This is a genomic window from Actinomadura sp. NTSP31 (genome assembly GCF_041951385.1).
Classification (GTDB): Bacteria; Actinomycetota; Actinomycetes; order Streptosporangiales; family Streptosporangiaceae; genus Spirillospora; species Spirillospora napierensis.
In genome coordinates this window covers 225,296-242,720 of the sequence record NZ_JBGNUT010000003.1, presented here as the reverse complement: position 1 = coordinate 242,720, position 17,425 = coordinate 225,296, and the positions used below count along the sequence as shown (strand labels likewise).

Annotated in this window: 15 protein-coding genes; 7 read left to right on the top strand and 8 right to left on the bottom strand. The window is 73.9% G+C overall.

Features of this window, described 5'->3' with window-relative positions; all coding sequences use genetic code 11:
* Positions 1–129: 129 nt before the first annotated feature.
* Entirely contained in the window at positions 130–1,251 is a 1,122-nt protein-coding gene (locus ACA514_RS06305) for an enolase C-terminal domain-like protein (RefSeq protein WP_375040052.1), read from the top strand.
* A gap of 290 nt (positions 1,252–1,541) precedes the next feature.
* On the opposite strand, the gene ACA514_RS06300 is transcribed toward ACA514_RS06305, so the two are convergent.
* On the bottom strand, positions 1,542–2,861 hold the full coding sequence (locus ACA514_RS06300; protein ID WP_375040051.1) for an HD-GYP domain-containing protein: 1,320 nt from the start codon (positions 2,859–2,861) through the stop codon (positions 1,542–1,544).
* A gap of 277 nt (positions 2,862–3,138) precedes the next feature.
* Between ACA514_RS06300 and ACA514_RS06295 the strand changes: the two genes are divergently transcribed.
* Positions 3,139–4,506, top strand: coding sequence for a glycosyltransferase family 4 protein (locus tag ACA514_RS06295; protein WP_375040050.1), 1,368 nt, complete (start codon positions 3,139–3,141; stop codon positions 4,504–4,506).
* A 22-nt stretch (positions 4,507–4,528) separates the two neighbouring features.
* On the opposite strand, the gene ACA514_RS06290 is transcribed toward ACA514_RS06295, so the two are convergent.
* From ACA514_RS06290 to ACA514_RS06280, 3 genes are read right to left on the bottom strand one after another with little or no spacing between them, the layout of a single operon-like run.
* Entirely contained in the window at positions 4,529–5,305 is a 777-nt protein-coding gene (locus tag ACA514_RS06290; protein ID WP_375040049.1) for an FAD:protein FMN transferase, read from the bottom strand.
* Entirely contained in the window at positions 5,298–5,753 is a 456-nt protein-coding gene (locus tag ACA514_RS06285; protein WP_375040048.1) for an FMN-binding protein, read from the bottom strand. Before ACA514_RS06285 ends, ACA514_RS06290 begins: the two co-directional genes overlap by 8 nt.
* 13 nt (positions 5,754–5,766) lie before the next feature.
* Positions 5,767–7,125 (bottom strand): ferric reductase-like transmembrane domain-containing protein, encoded by a 1,359-nt coding sequence (locus ACA514_RS06280; RefSeq protein ID WP_375040047.1) that lies wholly within the window; start codon positions 7,123–7,125, stop codon positions 5,767–5,769.
* Between the two features lie 115 nt (positions 7,126–7,240).
* Between ACA514_RS06280 and ACA514_RS06275 the strand changes: the two genes are divergently transcribed.
* Positions 7,241–7,984 (top strand): response regulator transcription factor, encoded by a 744-nt coding sequence (locus ACA514_RS06275; protein ID WP_375040046.1) that lies wholly within the window; start codon positions 7,241–7,243, stop codon positions 7,982–7,984.
* A complete protein-coding gene (locus ACA514_RS06270) occupies positions 7,981–9,420 on the top strand; it encodes a sensor histidine kinase (protein WP_375040045.1) in 1,440 nt (479 codons plus the stop codon). Before ACA514_RS06275 ends, ACA514_RS06270 begins: the two co-directional genes overlap by 4 nt.
* Here the strand turns inward: ACA514_RS06270 and ACA514_RS06265 are convergent, their stop codons facing one another.
* From ACA514_RS06265 to ACA514_RS06255, 3 genes are all read right to left on the bottom strand, one after another.
* Positions 9,421–10,869 carry an LCP family protein gene (locus ACA514_RS06265; RefSeq protein WP_375040044.1) on the bottom strand — a complete coding sequence of 483 codons (1,449 nt, stop codon included), beginning with the start codon at positions 10,867–10,869 and terminating at the stop codon, positions 9,421–9,423.
* Between the two features lie 81 nt (positions 10,870–10,950).
* The gene (tnpB, locus tag ACA514_RS06260; protein ID WP_375040043.1) at positions 10,951–12,324 is read right to left on the bottom strand and encodes an IS607 family element RNA-guided endonuclease TnpB; all 1,374 of its coding nucleotides are present in this window, start codon (positions 12,322–12,324) and stop codon (positions 10,951–10,953) included.
* A gap of 169 nt (positions 12,325–12,493) precedes the next feature.
* Positions 12,494–13,120 carry a DNA-binding response regulator gene (locus tag ACA514_RS06255; protein WP_375040042.1) on the bottom strand — a complete coding sequence of 209 codons (627 nt, stop codon included), beginning with the start codon at positions 13,118–13,120 and terminating at the stop codon, positions 12,494–12,496.
* Between the two features lie 312 nt (positions 13,121–13,432).
* Here ACA514_RS06255 and ACA514_RS06250 point away from each other — a divergent pair, with 312 nt between their 5' ends.
* Positions 13,433–14,206, top strand: coding sequence for a BTAD domain-containing putative transcriptional regulator (locus tag ACA514_RS06250; protein WP_375040041.1), 774 nt, complete (start codon positions 13,433–13,435; stop codon positions 14,204–14,206).
* Between the two features lie 4 nt (positions 14,207–14,210).
* Here ACA514_RS06250 and ACA514_RS06245 read toward each other — a convergent pair whose 3' ends face one another.
* Positions 14,211–15,224: an LLM class flavin-dependent oxidoreductase gene (locus ACA514_RS06245; RefSeq protein ID WP_375040040.1), complete on the bottom strand. Its 1,014-nt coding sequence runs from the start codon at positions 15,222–15,224 to the stop codon at positions 14,211–14,213.
* Between the two features lie 183 nt (positions 15,225–15,407).
* On the opposite strand from ACA514_RS06245, the gene ACA514_RS06240 reads away from it, so the two are divergent.
* Positions 15,408–15,533, top strand: a complete 126-nt coding sequence (locus ACA514_RS06240) for a lasso RiPP family leader peptide-containing protein (protein WP_151544399.1) — start codon at positions 15,408–15,410, stop codon at positions 15,531–15,533.
* An 87-nt stretch (positions 15,534–15,620) separates the two neighbouring features.
* Positions 15,621–17,423, top strand: coding sequence for an asparagine synthase-related protein (locus tag ACA514_RS06235; protein WP_375040039.1), 1,803 nt, complete (start codon positions 15,621–15,623; stop codon positions 17,421–17,423).
* The last annotated feature ends 2 nt before the right edge of the window (positions 17,424–17,425 follow it).

Sequence of the window (17,425 nt, the reverse complement as noted above, 5' to 3'; positions counted from 1 at the left end):
ATGCGCGTGTCGTCCTATCGCCACGTCCCCGAGGAAGGGGAGGGCAAACAGGGGCCCCTTGCGCCCGGCCGGATCGTTTTGCCGCCGCTTCCGGCGGTACCTAGAGGCAGACGAGAGGGGGAGCGGCCGATGAGCACGGGAAGCGGGATCCCGGTCGACGGCATCGCGGTCCACGCCTTCGAGCTGCCGACGGACGGCCCGGACGGCGCGGAGGAGGACGGCACCCTGCGCTGGGAGTCGACGACCATGGTGCTCGTCGAGGCGAGCGCGGGCGGCCGGACCGGGATCGGCTACACCTACGGCGGCACCGCCGTGGCGACGCTCATCGAGTCGAAGTTCGCCTCTCTGGTGAAGGGCGAGGACGCGCTCGCGCCGGCCGCCGCCTGGCACCGGATGTTCGCCGCGATCCGCAACGACGGCCGCCCCGGCGTCGGCGCGATGGCGGTGTCGGCGGTCGACATCGCGCTGTGGGACCTGAAGGCCCGGCTGCTGGACCGGCCGCTGTTCCAGGTGCTGCCGAGCTTCCACGACCACGTCCCGGTGTACGGCAGCGGCGGGTTCACCAACTACCCGCTCGACCGGCTCACCGGGCAGCTCGCCGGCTGGGTCGAGCAGGGCATTCCGCGCGTCAAGCTCAAGATCTCCCGCTCGCAGGAGGACGACCCGCGCCGGCTCACCGCGGTCCGCGAGGCGATCGGCTGGGGCCCCGACCTGTACGTCGACTCCAACGGCGCGCTGACCCGCAAGGACGCCCTGTACTGGGCGCGCCGGCTGGCCGATGAGTGGGACGTGCGCTGGTTCGAGGAGCCGGTCAGTTCCGACGACACCGAGGGCTTGCGGCTCGTCCGCGAGCACGGGCCGGGACGGCTGGAGGTCGCCGCCGGCGAGTACGGGTTCGTGCTGAAGGACTTCGCGGACCTGCTGGACGGCCCGTCCGTCGACTGCCTGCAGGCCGACGTGACCCGCTGCGGCGGCATCACCGGGCTGCTGCAGGTCGCGGGGCTGTCGGCGGCCCGGCAGATCGGCCTGTCGGCGCACTGCGCCCCGGCCGTGTCGGCGCACGCGTTCTGCGCCGTCGAAAGGCTGCGCCACCTGGAGTACTTCCACGACCACGTGCGCTTCGAGCACCTGGTCTTCGACGGGGCGCTCAGCCCCGAGGGCGGCGCGCTGCGGCCCGCGGCCGACCGTCCCGGCCTCGGCCTCGACGTCAAGTGGGCGGACGCCGGCAAGTACCGGGTGCACGGCGGCTGAGCCCGTCCGGGGCGGGCGCAGGACGTCGGGCCCGTCAGAAGGGCGGCCCGCCCTGCGTCGACGCCCATACCCATACATAGAGGAGGAAGCCGGTCGCGATCAGCCCCACCAGCATGGGCCAGTAGGGTCCCGCCGAACTCCGCCTGCGCTTGGCGTTCACGCTCGCCCCCGTTCCGTCGAAGACCATGTCGTCGCGTCAATGACGACTTCTCCGCGGAGATCGGGTCTATGCCCTGAGATGGGCAAACTCGGCGTCAGGCGGCCCGCGCGCGCGTCGCGGACGCCGTCCTCTACACCTGACGCGGGTCGGCGGCCGGCGCGTTCCCGGAGGCCTTGTTGCCTGCCGCCGTGTCGAAGCGGTGCTCGCGCTGCGGCTCCCAGCCGTGCGCCTCCAGCGCGCGCAGGAACGCCTCCACCATCACCGGGTCGAAGTGGCTGCCCGCGCTGCGGCGCAGCTCCTGCTTGGCGTCGGCGACCGGCATCGGGCCCTTGTAGGGACGGGTCGAGGTCATCACGTCGAACGCGTCCGCCACCCCGATCACCCGGGCGAACTCGGGGATCTCGTCGCCGACCAGGCCCATCGGGTAGCCGCGGCCGTCCATCTTCTCGTGGTGGTGGAGGATCCCGGCGAGCGCCTCGTCCAGGAACCCGATCTCCCGGACGATCTCCAGCCCGCGCATCGGGTGCAGCTGGACGGCCGCGAATTCCTCGTCGGTGAGGCGGTCCGCCTTGCGGAGGATCTTCGTCGGCACCCCGATCTTGCCGATGTCGTGCAGCATGCCCGCGTACCGGATGGCCTCCACCCGCTCCGGCCGCATCCCGATCTGCCGCGCGATCATCACCGCGCCGCGCGACACCCGCTCGGAGTGCCCGCGGGTGGCCGGGTCCTTGGTCTCGACCGCCTGGCACAGCGCCGCGAGCGTCGCGTCGTAGGCGCGGCGCTGCCCGAACGTCTGCTCCAGCGTCCACCGCGCGACGAACAGCGGCAGCAGCACCAGCACCGCGACCAGCGGGCCGAGGTCGGCCCACAGCCCCGCGATCAGCAGCCCGTACATGCCGTACCCGACGCACACCCCGGCGAGCTGGCCGCTGTCGCGCGCCATCTCGCCGAGGTCGGACTCGCCGCTGAGCAGCAGCGCCCCCGACATCAGGACGAGGTTGACCAGCACGAACGTCAGCAGCGCCCCGACGAACGGGCCCAGCGCGTCCCACACCCAGCCGGCCTGCCCCGGCTCGAAGCGGGCGCCGCCCAGCGCGCCGAACACCGCGCCGGCGGCGTACCCGCCGACCGCGAACTGCGCGCCGTTGAACAGCCGCTTGACCAGGGCGACCTTGCGCTGCCCGGTGGCCACCGCGCTCAGCCCGACCAGGGCGGCGCCGACCGGGCCGAGCAGCACCACCGACGCGAGGCTCACCGCGAAGCCGAGCGACATCCGGGCCCGCTCGACGGTCAGCCGGGCCGGCAGGGAGTCGCACATGACGAACAGGGCCACCAGCGCCACGAGCACGCGCGGGTCGACGTCCCCGGGGGACGAGGCGCCGATCAGGACCGCCGCCAGGGCGACGACGAAGCAGACGTAGAGCCAGGCGGCGCGGGGCAGTCCAGGCATGCCGTCCCCCGGGGAGTTCGACTCGCGATCACGGTACGTGGTCGCTCGATCACCAAAAGCATACGCCACCTTGGCCGCGGCGTGGGGCGAGTCGTCCCTGGTTACCGGCGGGTTCCGCACGGTCGCGGTGCGAGCTCCGCCGGGTGCGGCACGTTCGCGGGCGAACGGGGTAGTGCCCGGGTGCGGCCCCGGACGCCGGGGCATGTATTACTACGTAGGCAGTAGTAGGTCGATCGGGGCGAGGCCCGGGGCCTCGCCGCGTTGGGGGGCTGATGTCGTGATCGGGTCGGGTGGGCGCGGGAACGTCCTGCGGCGCGCGGTGCGATGGGGCGGCAGGACCGCCGTGCGGGCGCTGTCCGCCATGCTGGAGCCGCTGGCGCTGCTGCTGTTGCGGCCGGCGAACCGGCGGCGGGCGCGGCGCGCGCCCGCGGCGACGGCCCGGAAGGTGGTCTTCCTCGTGCAGCACGCCTACGGGGCGGGCGGCACGGTCCGGACCGTGCTGAACACCGCGGGGCAGCTCGCCCGGCAGCGCGAGGTCGAGGTCGTCGGGCTGATCCGGGAGCTGCGCCGGCCGAGCTTCCCGATCCCCGACGGGGTCCGGCTGTCCTGCCTGGACGACCGGGTCGAGCCGCCCGGCGGCGCGCGCGGCCTCGCCCGCCGGGTGCTGTCGCGGCTGCCGAGCCTGCTCGTCCCGATCGGCGAGCCGTCCTACCGGCGCTGCTCGCTCTGGACCGACATCGTCCTGATCCGGTTCCTGCGCTCGCTGCGCACCGGCCTGCTGATCACCACCCGGCCGAGCCTGAACCTCGCTGCGGCGGTGTTCGCGCCGCCGGAGGTCCGCACCGTCGGCCAGGAGCACATGAACCTCGGCAGCCACCGGCCCGACGTGCGCGACCGCGTGCTGCGCCGCTACGGCCGGCTCGACGCGGTGGTCACGCTGACCGCCACCGACCTGGCCGGCTACCGCCGCGAGCTGCCGGACGCGCGGCGCCTCGTGTGCATCCCGAACGCGCTCCCCGAGCTGGCCGGCGGGCCCGTCGACCCCGCCGCGCGGACCGTGCTGGCCGCCGGGCGGCTCGTCCGGCAGAAGGGCTTCGACCTGCTGCTGGACGCCTGGCGGCAGGTCGCGGCCGAGCATCCCGGCTGGACGCTGCGGATCTACGGCGGCGGGCCGTGGCGGCAGCGGCTGCAGCGCCGGATCGACCGGCGGGGGCTGTCGTCCAGCGCGTTCCTGATGGGCCGGACGGGCGACATGGGCTCCGCGATGTCCGAGGCGTCGATCTTCGTGCTCAGCTCCCGGTACGAGGGGCAGCCGCTGGCGCTGATGGAGGCGATGAGCAAGGGCCTCGCCGTGGTGTCGTTCGACTGCCCGACCGGCCCGCGCGAGCTGCTCACCGACGGCGTCGACGGGCTGCTGGTCAAGGGCGGGGACGTGGCGGCGCTGGCGGCGGCGATCGGCCGGATGATCGACGACCGGGGGCTGCGCGCCCGGCTCGGGGAGCAGGCCGTGGGCGCGATGGCCCGCTACTCGCCGGAGGCGGTCGGCGCCGAATGGGACGCGCTGCTCGACGATCTGGTGCGTCCCGCCCCGGCGCGCCGGGCCGCGCGGCGCCGCGTCCCGGAGAAGGAGGCCGGGCTGCTCTGACGGCGGCCCGGCGCCGGCCGGCCTATCCCGTCGGCAGCAGCGCGAGCCGCTCGAATCCGGGTGTCCACCAGCGGGTCCGGTCGCGGCCGACGGCGAACGCCTCGACGCCGGGACGCGCCGACGCCCAGCCGCGCGCGGCGTCGCCCATGACGAACGCGGCGGTCGCGAGCGCGTCGACCTCGGTGAGGTGCCGGCCCACGAGGGTGAGCGACGCCAGCGCGGCGGCGGGCCGCCCGGTGCGGGGGTCGACGATGTGGTGGCCGCGTTCGGCGGTGCCCGAGGTCGCCACGGCGAGGTCGCTCCCGGCCACCACGGCGACCAGCGCGCCGGGGTCCGCGGGGTCGGCGAGCCCGATCCGCCAGGGCTCGCCGGGGGCCGCCTCGCCGCGCGCCTGGACGTCGCCGCCGCCGTTCACGCAGTGGTCGCGGGCGCCGGCGTCGTGGAGGATCGTGGACGCCCGCTCGATCGCCCAGCCCTTCACCAGCCCGCTCGGGTCGAGCCGCCCGGCGGGCGCCGCGCTGAACGCCCCGCCGGTGTCGCGCTCCGCCTCCTCGCACATGGCTAGCACCTCGGCCACCTCGGGATCGCACTCGCCCAGGCGGACCTCGCCGCGCGCCAGGCGGCTGACCTGGCTGTCCGCTCGGTAGGTGGAGAAGACGCGGTCGACGCGGTGCAGCCAGGCGACGGCCTGCGCGAGCGCCACGGTGATCTCCGGGGTGCGGGGGGAGCGGATGTCGAAGGAGAACACCGTCCCCATGACGTGCTCGACGTGGTGCACGGACGCGGCATGTTCACGCATGCGCGGCGTCCAGTGCGCTCTGCAGGGACTGGATGTAGCCCTCGCTGGTGTAGGTGGCGCCGGAGACGGAGTCGATGCGGGCGGTGCCCGCCGCGAGCGCCTCCTGGGTGAGCTGCGGCACGGCGAACTCGTTGATCTCCCGGTCGCGGGGGTTCTCCGTCGGCACCTGCAGCACCTTGACCGCGGTGAGCCTGCCCTTCGCCATCGTGATCTCGACCTGCACGGGGCCCCACCGGGTGTCGATCACGTCGCCCTTGTAGGTGCCGCTCGCCTTCCCGCCGGCCGTGGCCGAGGACGACGGCGCCGCGGACGGCGCCGGGGCCGCCGTCCCGGTGGCCTGCGGTGCGGCGGCCGCCGCCTTCGCGGTCGTGCTGTGGTGCGGCTTGACCGACAGCAGCAGGACGATGCCCGCCACGGTCGAACCGGTGGTGATCAAAGCTCTGCGCACGGAACGGCCCCCCTCAGAACTCGAACGACTCGTGACGGATGTGGCGGCGCCGCACGCCCGCCTGCTTCAGCGCCGCCAACGCGGCATCGGTCATCCCGGGCGGCCCGCACAGGTAGACGTCACGGTGCCGGATGTCGGGCACGAGGCCGTGCAGCGCCCCTCCGGTCAGCGGCAGCGAGTAGCCGGCCGGCTCGCTCACGAAGTAGTGCACCCGGGCGCCCCGCGCGGCGGCGATCGCGTCCAGCTCGTCCCGCAACACCAGGTCCTCCGGGCGCCGCGCCTTGTAGAGCAGGACGACGTCGCCGGGCAGCGTCTCGAACAGCGCCCGCAGCGGGGTGATGCCGACGCCGCCCGCCAGCAGCAGCGCGCGGTCGTGGTGCGGGCGCGTCCCGGTGAACCCGCCGTACGGGCCCTCCGCCCACACCCGCGTGCCGGGACGCAGCCGGAACAGCGCCGCGCTGTGGTCCCCGGCGGCCTTCACGGTGATCCGCATCCGGCCGCCCCGGACGGGCTCCGACAGCGAGTACGGGTTCGCCGCCCACCACAGTCCGGGTGCGAGGAACCGCCACCGGAAGAACTGGCCGGGCCGGGCGCCGAACCCGTCCAGGTGCCGCCCGGTCATGTAGATCGACACGACGCCCGGCGCCTCGGCGTGGACGGCGGCGACCCGCAGATCGTGCCGCAGCCCCCGGACGACCGGCATCACGAACCGGAAGAGGAGCAGCACCACCGCGACGCCGCCGTACAGCGCGTACCAGGCGGCCTTCGCCCAGGTCGTCCCCGCGAACTGGGCGCCGTCGGCCAGCGCGTGCCAGAACGCCAGGTAGATCGCGAGGTAGGTGGCGGCGTGCAGGTAGTACCACGTCTCGTAGCGCAGCCGGCGGCGCGCGGCCCGCGCCGAGGTGATCCCGACGCCGACCAGCAGCAGGAACCCGAGCGTCCCCTTGATCATCTCGGGGTAGTCGAAGACGATCGTGACCGTCTGGTGCACGACGTCGGTGCGCGACGTCACCGCGTAGCCCCAGATGATCAGCAGCGCGTGCGCGCAGGCGAGGCACACCGTGTACCGGCCGCCCATCGCGTGCCAGCGCGCCAGCCGGTCGGTGCCGACGCCGCGTTCGAGCGCCGGGATCCGGGCCATCAGCGCGAGCAGCACCGCGCAGCCGTAGCCCGCCATCAGCCCGGTGACGCGGCCCGCCTCGGTCAGCCAGCCGTCCAGCCCGGTGACCGAGCGGGTGCCGTGCCACCACATGAGCAGCACGGCGACCGCGCCGGCGTAGATCAGCACCTGCGGCCACGAGGAGGGGACGCGCCATGCCGGGCGCGGGGCCGGCGGGGCGGTCCGCCCGATGTCATGCCTGGTCGTGGTCATGCCGGCCACCCTGCCAACGGAGTTTCTGAGGTTCTTCTGATCCGTGGGGGAACAGGCGTATTGAGAGGTTTCTCTGAGGAAACGCAGAGGTTGGAAGGGGAGGCTGGGCCGCATCATGAGCACTCCCGAACCCGCGGGCGCCGGACTGCGCCGGGCCGACGGGACGCCGGTCCGCGTCCTCGTCGTCGACGACGAACCCGACCTCGCCGAGGTGCTGTCGCGCGTGCTGGCGTCCGAGGGCTGGTCGGTGCGCACCGCCGGGGACGGCGCGGGCGCCCTCGCCGCCGCCCGCGATTTCCGCCCGGACGCCGTCGTCCTGGACGTGATGCTGCCCGACATCGGCGGCCTGGAGGTGCTGAAGCGGCTGCGCGCCGGCGCCCCCGACGTCTGCGTGCTGTTCCTGACCGCGCGCGACGCCGTCGAGGACCGCATCGCCGGGATCACCGCCGGCGGCGACGACTACGTCACCAAGCCGTTCAGCCTGGAGGAGGTCCTCGCCCGGCTGCGCGGCCTGCTGCGCCGCGCCGGGATGACCCGCCAGTCGGGCACGGCCGGGCTGCTGACCGTCGGCGGCCTGGCGATGGACGAGGAGGCCCGCGAGGTCACCCGGGACGGGGAGATCGTCGAGCTGACCCCGACCGAGTTCGAGCTGCTGCGCTTCCTGATGCGCAACCCGCGCCGGGTGCTGTCCAAGGCGCAGATCCTCGACCGCGTCTGGGACTACGACTTCGGCGGCCAGGCGCACGTGGTCGAGCTCTACATCAGCTACCTGCGCAAGAAGATCGACGCGGGCCGGGCGCCGATGATCCACACCGTCCGCGGCGTCGGGTACGTGCTGAAGCCGCCGGGGCTCTCGTGAGGGTGCCGCGCGTCCGGACGCTGCGGGCCCGGCTGACCGCGGGACTCGTGGTCCTGCTGGCGCTCAGCTGCCTCGCGGTCGGCGTCGCCACCACCGCCGCGCTCGACCGGTTCCTGGTCGGCCGGATCGACGAGCAGCTCGCGGCGACCGGCGGGCACTTCCCGGCCAGCCTCGGCGAACGCGAGCGCCACCCCGACGCCGACAACCGGCCCGACTCGCGCGGGCAGGCGTCCGGGACGTGCGGCGCCCGGCTGTTCCAGGGACAGGTCACCCGGGCCGCGGTCGTGCGCGGGCAGGCCGTCCAGCAGGTGCCGCTGAGCACCGGCGACGCCCGCGCGCTGGCCGCGCTGCCGCCCGACGGGAAGGGCCACGACGTGGGCCTGTCGGCGCTCGGCGGCTACCGGATGATGGCCGTCCGCGGCGACGACGGCGACGTGCTGGTCACCGGGCTGCCGCTGCGGCCCGTCACCGAAGCCGTGCACCGGCTGGAACGCGTGGAGCTCATCGTGTTCGCCGCCGTGCTGCTCGCGGCCGGGATCGCGGCGGCGGCCTGGGTGCGGCTCGCGCTGCGGCCGCTGCGCCGCGTCGCCGCCACCGCGTCCCGCGTGACGGAGCTGCCGCTGGCCAGCGGCGAGGTCGCGATGCCCGACCGCGTCCCCGACACCGACCCGGGCACCGAGGTCGGGCGGGTCGGCGCCGCGCTGAACCGGATGCTCGGGCACGTGGAGGGCGCGCTCGCCCGGCGGCACGCCAGCGAGGAGCGGCTGCGCACCTTCGCCGCGGACGCCAGCCACGAGCTGCGCACCCCGGTCGCCGCGATCCGCGGCCACGCCGAGCTGGCGCTGCGCACCCGCGACGGCGTCCCGGCCGACGTCCGGCACGCGCTCGGCCGGATCGAGGCCGAGTCCGTCCGGATGACCGAGCTGGTCGACGACCTGCTGCTGCTCGCCCGGCTCGACGCGGGGCGCCCGCTGGAGTCCGCGCCGGTCGACCTGACCCGGCTCGTCCTGGACGCCACGGGCGACGCCCGCGCCGCCGGACCCGACCACCGCTGGGAGATGGTGCTGCCCGAGGAGCCGGTCACGGTCCCCGGGGACGGCCGCCGGCTGCACCAGCTGCTGGCCAACCTGCTCGCCAACGCCCGCACCCACACCCCGCCCGGCACGCACGTCACCGTCCGGCTCGCCCGGCAGGACCGTCCGGAGCAGGGAGGCTCCGAGGTGGTGCTGGAGGTCGAGGACGACGGGCCGGGCGTCCCGGCGGAGATCCGCGACGAGATCTTCGACCGGTTCGTGCGGGCCGGCCACGGCCGCTCCCGCGCGGCCGGCGGCACCGGCCTCGGGCTGGCGATCGTCCGGGCGGTGGCCGCCGCCCACGGCGGCCGGGCCGAGCTGATCGGCGGGTCGACGTTCCGCATCACCCTGCCGGACGCCTGATCAGGCCCCCGTGTTGCAGATGTCGCCGTCGGCGTGGATCTCGCCTTCGAGCGTCGGGATGCCCGCCTTCTTCGTCTCCTTCAGCGCGGTGAAGGAGGTGCCGAGGACCAGGTTGACGACCCCCGGCCCCGCCTTGGGGTACAGGCCCTTCTTCGCGCCCGGGACCACGGCGGCGAGCGCCGCGGCCTGCGGCTGGGAGCCCTGCGCGTAGTACACGCCCGTCGTCGGCCGGGTCTTCATCGTCTCGGTCCCGACGATCTGGAAGCCCTGCGCCTTGAGCTGCTTGGCGACCTTCGCCGCCGTGCTCGCCCGGCCGGTCGCGTTGTAGAGCCGCACGCTCACCGGCGCCGCGGTCTTCTTCGCCGCGGCCTCGACGGACTGGTCCTGGCGGATCGCGGTGAAGAACCGTCCGGCGTCCGGCTGGAGCAGCGCCACCCGGTTCGGGTCGGGCGCGTAGGCGGCCACGGGGATGGTGACGAAGTCCAGCTTGCCGGCGGTCAGCCCGTGCATGCTCCGCGCGATCTTCACCATCGTGCCGAGGTCCAGGCCCTTGTCGGTGGTCAGCGACTTGGTGCCGGCCTCGGCCAGGTCGTACACCTTCTTCGGGTCGGTCAGCGTCCCGGCGCTCAGCACCTTGTTCGCCAGCGAGCCCATGAACTGCTGCTGCCGCTTGATCCGCTGCAGGTCCGACTCGTCGCCGAGGCCGTGCCGGTCGCGGACGTAGGCCAGCGCCGTCTCGCCCTGGATCGTGTGCTTGCCCTTGGTCAGGTGGAGCTTGGAGTCCTTGTCGTTCACGTCCTGCGGCAGGCAGACCTCGACGCCGCCGACCGCCTCGGTGACGGCCTTGAAGCTGGTGAAGTCGACCTGCATGAAGTGGTCGACCTTGATGTGCGTCAGGTTCTCGATCGTCTTGACCGTGCAGGACGCGCCGCCGTTGGTGAACGAACTGTTGATCATCCCGACCGTCACCGCCGGGGAGGCCGTGCCGTCGGCCCGCCGGCACGCCGGGATCGGCACCATGAGGTCGCGCGGGAAGCTGATGCCCATCGCCTGCTTCCCGCCCGGCGACAGGTGCAGCAGGATCATCGTGTCCGACCGCGGCGGGTCGTTCTTCAGGCCGCGCCCGTACTTGGCGTTGGCGCCGGCGCGGCTGTCGGTGCCGAGCATCAGGATGTTCAGCGCGCTGTTCAGCTTCGGCGGGCGGTTGCCGCCGATCAGCTTGTCGGTGTCCTCGTGGTCGATGTTGTGCTGCAACTGCCAGTAGAACCCGTAGCCGGTGGCGCCGGCGGCGACGGCGACCACGGCGGTGGCGATCGCGAACCACTTCAGCACCCGCCTGCCGCGCCGGCGCGGCGCCGGATCGGGGGCGGGTTCCACCTCGTCCGCGTAGTCGAGGTACGTCGGGTTGCTGCTCATCGGCTCCAGCGACTCCGTCTGAATCGTGAGCACCGGTCAGCGGCCACCGCGCTCAATCGAACCTTGCTCAAACACGTGACTCAGCCGACAGTATCCTCTACCGTTCACCGAGCTTCAGTCCTCCTCGGTGATTCGCCCATTTCTGGGCGAAGGCCCCCGTCTTCCCCAGGCGGTCGCCCGGTGCGGGGTGGACGCTTCACAGCCACCGGCCGGGGCGGGCCCGGGCTCATGGTCGGCTCCACGTCCGTTTTCCGTCTCCGGGCCACTCCCGGCGACGCGTTCGACGAGCGCGGCGAGGTTGAGCGCGGCGTTGGCGTCACGATCGATCTCAAGGCCGCAGTGCTCGCACAGATAGGTGCGGGTCCGCAGGGGCAGCTTGGGTTTCACCGCACCGCATCCGGAACACGTCTTACTGGACGGATACCAGCGGTCGGCCACATGGAGGCGGCCGCCGTTCCACCCCGTCTTGTAGGCGAGCTGGCGCCGGACCTCCCCGAACCCGGCATCGCCGATCGCGCGGGCAAGGCGCCGGTTGCGGATCATGCCCGCGACGTTGAGGTCTTCGACCACGACCGTGCCGTACTCGGCCGCCAGCGCGCTGGTGAGCTTGTGGATCGCGTCCCGGCGCTGTGCGGCGACGGCGTGGTGCACCCGGGCGCGGACGGCATCGGCGCGCAGCCACCGGTTCGAGGGCCGTTGCCCGGTCCGCCGGTCAGGGCCCTGCCTGCGGGACACGGTCCGGCAGGCGCGGCGCAGCTTGCCGAGCGCGGCGTCCAGGTGCCGGGGATTGCCGACGGGCGGGCGTCCGTCGGAGAACACCGCCAGGTGCTTCACCCCGAGATCGACGCCGATCACCGCGTCGGGCCGGGCCGGTGCCCGCTCGGCACGGTGCACTTCGCAGGTGAACGACACGAACCATCTGCCCGCCTCGTGGCGGACGGTCGCCGACAGGATCCGTGCGGTCCCGGCCGCCAGGCGCCGGTGGAGCTTGCGCGTCGACTCGTGGGTCTTGAGCGTGCCGAGCCGGGGCAGGGTGATATGACGGCGGTCGTCGTCGACGCGGATGGCTCCGGTGGTGAACCGGAACGACGGCACTGCGCGGCGCCTGGACTTGAAACCCGGGAACCCTGTCCGGCGGCCCTTCCGCGTCCCGGCGCGGGACTGGGACCAGTTCTTCAGGGCGGTCGCGAGCCGGTCGAATCCGGTGGCGTAGGCCTCTTTGGAGCATTCGGCCCACCAGGGCGCGACCTGGTCTTTGACCTGGTTCCAGTCCTTGCGCAGGGAGTACATCGACCACGACACCGGCGGGGTCAGTTCGTCGCCGGTCAGGCCGTAGGAGCGTTCGGCGTCCCGTTGCGCCAGGTTCGCCTTCACCCGTGCGAGACCCCAGTTGTAGGCGACGCGGGCCGCGCCCGCGTGCCGGTACAGGTTCCGTTCCTGGGCGGGGGTGGGGTCGAGTGCGAACCGGTACGCCTGGTGCACCCGCACGCCACCACCTCCTGCCACTTAAAGTCACCAAGTGACTACAATCTAGCGAATGGACGGCTTTGCTGGACGGCTCACCAGCGAACAGGCCTGCGACCGACTCGGCATCACATGGCGCACGCTCTACAACTGAACGCCCGGCGCCGGAATCCTCGACCGCGAGAGGCCGGGGTTAGTCGTTGAGGAGGCCGTCGCGGCGGGCCTCGCGGTAGAGCGCGACCCGGTTGGACGCGTCGCGGCCCGCTCTGGCGTACTTCTCCCGGGCGCGCTGCAGGTACTGCTTGACGGTGTGCTCGCTGATGCCCATCTGGCGGGCGACGGCGGCGCGGGTGAGGCCGCCGAGCCACAGCCGCATCGTCCGCAGCTCCTGCTCGGAGAACTGCGGGCGGCAGGGCGGCGCCGGCCCCGCGGCGGGCGGTGCCGGGGCGTCGCCGGCCGCGGCGAGGATGGCGTCGACGAGCCGCCGCCGGCCCTCCGCGGACTCCTTGCGCACGAACGCGCGGGCGCCCGCCAGCTCGGCGCGGCGGGCGAGGTCGCCCTCGGCGTGCTGGGAGAACACGACGATGCGGCGGCCCGCCGCGGCGAGCTCGGCGATCCGCTCGAACGCCGGCTCGCCGCCGATCCGCGGGTCGATGACCAGGACGTCGGCGGCGAGCCGCGGGTCCAGGCCGTCGATGCTGGCGGCGGTGTCGACGATCTCGACGGGGCGCGGGTCGCCGTCGATCCAGGCGCGGACGCCGGACAGCACCACATCGTGGTCGTCGACGACGGCGACGGTGACTCGGCGGGTGGGAGCCATCGGGGTGCGGGTTCGACCTCTGTTCGGGCGGGGGCGTGCCGGTGGGGGCGTGCGTGCTCGTGCCGGGGCGGCGGAGGGCGTGCTTGTACCGGGGCGTGCGTCGGGACGGGTTTCGCGGGGGCGACAACCCCTCGATCTTACTGAGAGAGACCGTTCCGTCATAGAGAGTTTCCATTGGCTCCTCGGTGACGCCGGGTGCCCGGCGGCAGGCGGAGACCATGACCCCCGAACGACCGTCATGACAGACGTCCCGACTCTGCGCAAACTGAGCCGTACTGCCGATGCAGCCGTACGGACTCAGGGGGGAGCCACATGAGCGAGGTCGGTTTCAAGGTCCTCGGGCCGCTGGAGGCGGCGGTGGACGGACGGCGGGCGGAACTGCCGAAGGGCGGCCAGCGGGTGCTGCTCGCCGCGCTGGCGCTGAACGCGGGGCAGGTCGTCCCGGTCGAGCATCTGCTGGACCACATGTGGGGCGACCGGCTGCCCGACCGGCCGCGCGGCGCGCTGTACTCCTGCGTGTCCCGGCTGCGGCAGTGGCTCGACCGGCACTCGCCCGGCTCCGCGGCGCTGCTGGCCACCTCGTCCGGCGGCTACGTGCTGGACCTTGAGCCGGGCCGGCTGGACCTGCTGCGCTTCCGCGCGCTGACGCGCGATGCCGCGGTGGCCGGCGAGCGCGGGGACCTCGCGGCCCAGTCGGCGATGCTGGGGGAGGCGCTGGCGCTGTGGCGCGGGCCGGTTCTGGCGAACGTCCGGTCCGACACGCTCCAGCAGACGGAGGTGCCGCGGCTGACCGAGGAGTACCTGCGGGCGGTGGAGCGGCGCTGCGAGGTCGGGCTGACGCTCGGCGAGCACGACGGGATGGTGGGGGAGTTGCGCGCGCTGACCGACCGTTATCCGTTCCGGGAGCGGTTCTGGTGGCAGCTGATGCTGGCGCTGTCGCGGTCGGGCCGCCGCGTCGAGGCCCTCGCGGCCTACCGGAAGGTCAGCTCGCAGCTGCGGGACGAATTCGGCGTCGATCCCGACCTCGAACTGCGCCGGCTGCAAATGGCCATCCTGCGCGACGACCATTCGGTCCTCTCGTTGTGACCGCTCAGCGAGTGTCGGTTGTCATCGTTTCGGCGAGCATTGTCTTGGCGAGCAGTTCGTAGGAGCGCAGGCGCTCGTCGTAGTCGTGAATGAGCGTCAGCACCATGAGCTCATCCGCTTCGGTGTGCGAAAGCAGATCGTTCAAGCGCTCCCGGACGGTTTCTGGGTCGCCGATCACGTGGTGCGCCATGCGCTCGCGCAGGACGGCTTCTTCCTCGGCCGTCCAGTGCGTTTTCGCGGCTTCCTCCGGCGTGACGTTCGGCCCGTTCCGGACGCCCTTCAGGGACTGGTCGACGATCACCTTGGACGGCCCGGCGAGCCATTCGGCGTGCGCGGTGGAATCGGCGACGATGACCGACGCGGCGAGCAGCGTGCGCGGTTCGGGGAACGCCGCGGACGGCCGGAACGCGTCGCGGTAGGCGCGCAGCGCCGGTGCGGCGTTCTGCGGGCGGATGTGGTGCGCGAACGCGAACGGCAGCCCGAGCTCGCCGGCGAACCGGCCGTTGTCGACGCTGGATCCGAGCAGCCACACGTCCGGTGCGCCGCCCGCCGCCGGGACAGCGACGACCGGGTCGCCGGGCTGCGGCGACAGCAGCCGGACCAGTTCGCGGACCTGGTCGCGGTACGCCTGCGAGCCGGGCGGGCTGCTGACCCGGCGCAGCGCCCGCGCCGTGGCCATGTCGGTGCCGGGGGAGCGGCCGACGCCGAGGTCGATGCGGCCGGGGCTCAGCGCCTCCAGCGTCCCGAACTGCTCGGCGACGACCAGCGGCGGATGGTTGGGCAGCATGACGCCGCCGGAGCCGACCCTGATCCGGGACGTGGCGGCGGCGAGTCGCGCGACCAGCACCGGCGGGGCGCAGCTGGCGATGAACGGGGCGTTGTGGTGCTCGGCGACCCAGTACCGGTGGTACCCCATCCGCTCGGCCTCCGGCGCCGTCCGCAGCGACTCGCGCAGCGCCCGCGACGGTGACGATCCCTGCCACACGGGCGCCGTGTCGAGAATGGAAAGAATGCTCATCGCCGGCTCCTTCGATCGATTCTCCTGCCCCGCAGATACTCCCGCCGCCGGCCGGGGAGCTCAATACTGGGCGGTCCCGCTGGAAGCCAACTGCAAGGTAAGTGAAATGACCGCCCTCCTAATGTGGTGGTGCAGCGGGGAGGCCCAGCCGGGGCCGCCCCGGTTCGCAAGGAGGGTGTTTTCATGCAGCAGAAGGTCGCGGCCTACGAGCCGCCCGCGCTGATGGAGGTCGGCGGCTTCGCCGAGCTGACCCTCGGCCGGCCGAGCTGGGGCTTCGAGAACGACTGGTCGTGCGTCATGCTCTGCTGACGCCCGGCCGGTCTGTCAGCTCGGAATGGCCGTGCCGGCGCCGGTTCCGCCCCCGCCCCCCCCACGACTGGTGAAAGGGAAAGGGCAATGGTGGAGTTCCGCGTTCTTCCGGACACCGCCGCGGCGGCCGCGGCCGTTCTTCCGGCGGCGCGGCGGCTGGCGCACGCGTCGGGCCGCCCCTGGATCGTCGGGCACTGGGACGACCGGAGCGTCGTGCACGCCGCCGCCGGGCGCAGCCGCGTCGCGCTCTTCGGGCCCGCCGACACGACGCCGGACGAGCTGGAGCGCGTCCTCGCGCGGGTCCGGTCGGTGCGCGACCTGGACGCGCTGTGCGGGCGGCTCGCCGGGAGCTTCCACCTCGTCGCGTCCATCGACGGGCACGTCCGGGTGCAGGGCAGCGTCTCCACCGCCCGCCAGGTCTTCCACACCTCGTCCGGCGGGGTGACGGTCGCGGCGGGCTCGCCGATGTTCCTGCCGGGCGATCACCGGGTGGACGAGGAGCTGCTCGCGGCCCGGCTCGTGGCGCCGTGGGCGCCGTGGCCGATCGGCGAGACGCCGCTGTGGACGGGCGTCGAGGCGGTCCCCGCCGGGTGCTACCTCGACATCGGCGCGGACGGGCGGAGCCGTCCGGTCCGCTGGTGGACGCCGCCGGAGCCGCACCTGCCGCTGGCCGACGGGGCGCGCCGCGTCCGGCACGCGCTGCGCGACGCCGTCGCCGTCCGGGCCCGGGACGTCAAGACGGTCAGCGCGGACCTGTCCGGCGGGATGGACTCCACCAGCCTGTGCTTCCTCGCGGCCGGCGAGGCCGACCGGCTCGTCACCACCCGCTGGGAGGCCGCCGACCGCGCCGACGAGGACCGGCACTGGGCGGGCCTCGCCGCCGCGGACCTGCCGTCGGCCGAGCACCTGGTGCTGACCCGCGACACCGCCCCGACCTGGTTCGACGGCATCGCCGAGCCCGATCCGGAGCCGGACGTCGAGGGCCCGTTCGCCTGGATCCGGACCCGCGCGCGGCTCGCCCACCTGGCCCGCCGCGTCGCCGCCGCCGGCTCCGCCGACCACCTGACCGGCCACGGCGGCGACGAGCTGTTCCTCGGCAACCCGCTCAACCTGCACACGCTGCTGCGGACGCGGCGCGGCCGCGCCGTCCGGCATCTGCGCGCGTACCGGGCGCTGTACCGGTGGCCGCTGGTCCCGTCGGTGCGGGCGCTGCTGAACCGCGACACGTTCGGGGAGTGGCTCGCGGCGTCGGCCGGCGCGCTCACCGACCCGGTCCGCGAGGTCGGCGGCGCGCCCGCGTTCGGCTGGGGGATCGCCTACCGGCTGCCGCCGTGGGCGACGGGCGACGCGGCCGGCGCCGCGCGGACCCTGTTACGGCGGGTCGGGGCGTCCGGCGTCGAACCGCTCGCGCCGCTGCGCGGGCAGCACGCCGCGCTGCAGGACGCCCGGCTCTGCGGCGACACGATCCGCCGTGTCGACCGTTTCACCTCGCGCGAGGGGGTGGCCTGGCACGCCCCGTTCGTGGACGACCGGGTCATCGAGGCCGCGCTCGCCATCCGACTCCGCGACACCACGATGCCCGACCGCTACAAGCCCGCCCTGTCGACCGCGATGGCCGGGATCGTCCCCGCGCGGATCCTCGGGCGGGCCACGAAGTCGGAGTACAGCGCGGAGGCGTACGAGAGCCTGCGCCGGCACCGCGCCGCGCTGCTCGGCCTGTGCGGCGACGACATGCGGCTGGCGCGCCTCGGCCTGGTCGACGCCGCCGCCCTGCGCGCCGTGCTCCAGACCCTGCCCCCCTCGTCCCTGACCCTGATGCCGCTGATCAGCACGTTCGCCTGCGAGACCTGGCTGCGCGCCGTCGAGCGCCGCCGGGTCCCGGCCCGATGAAC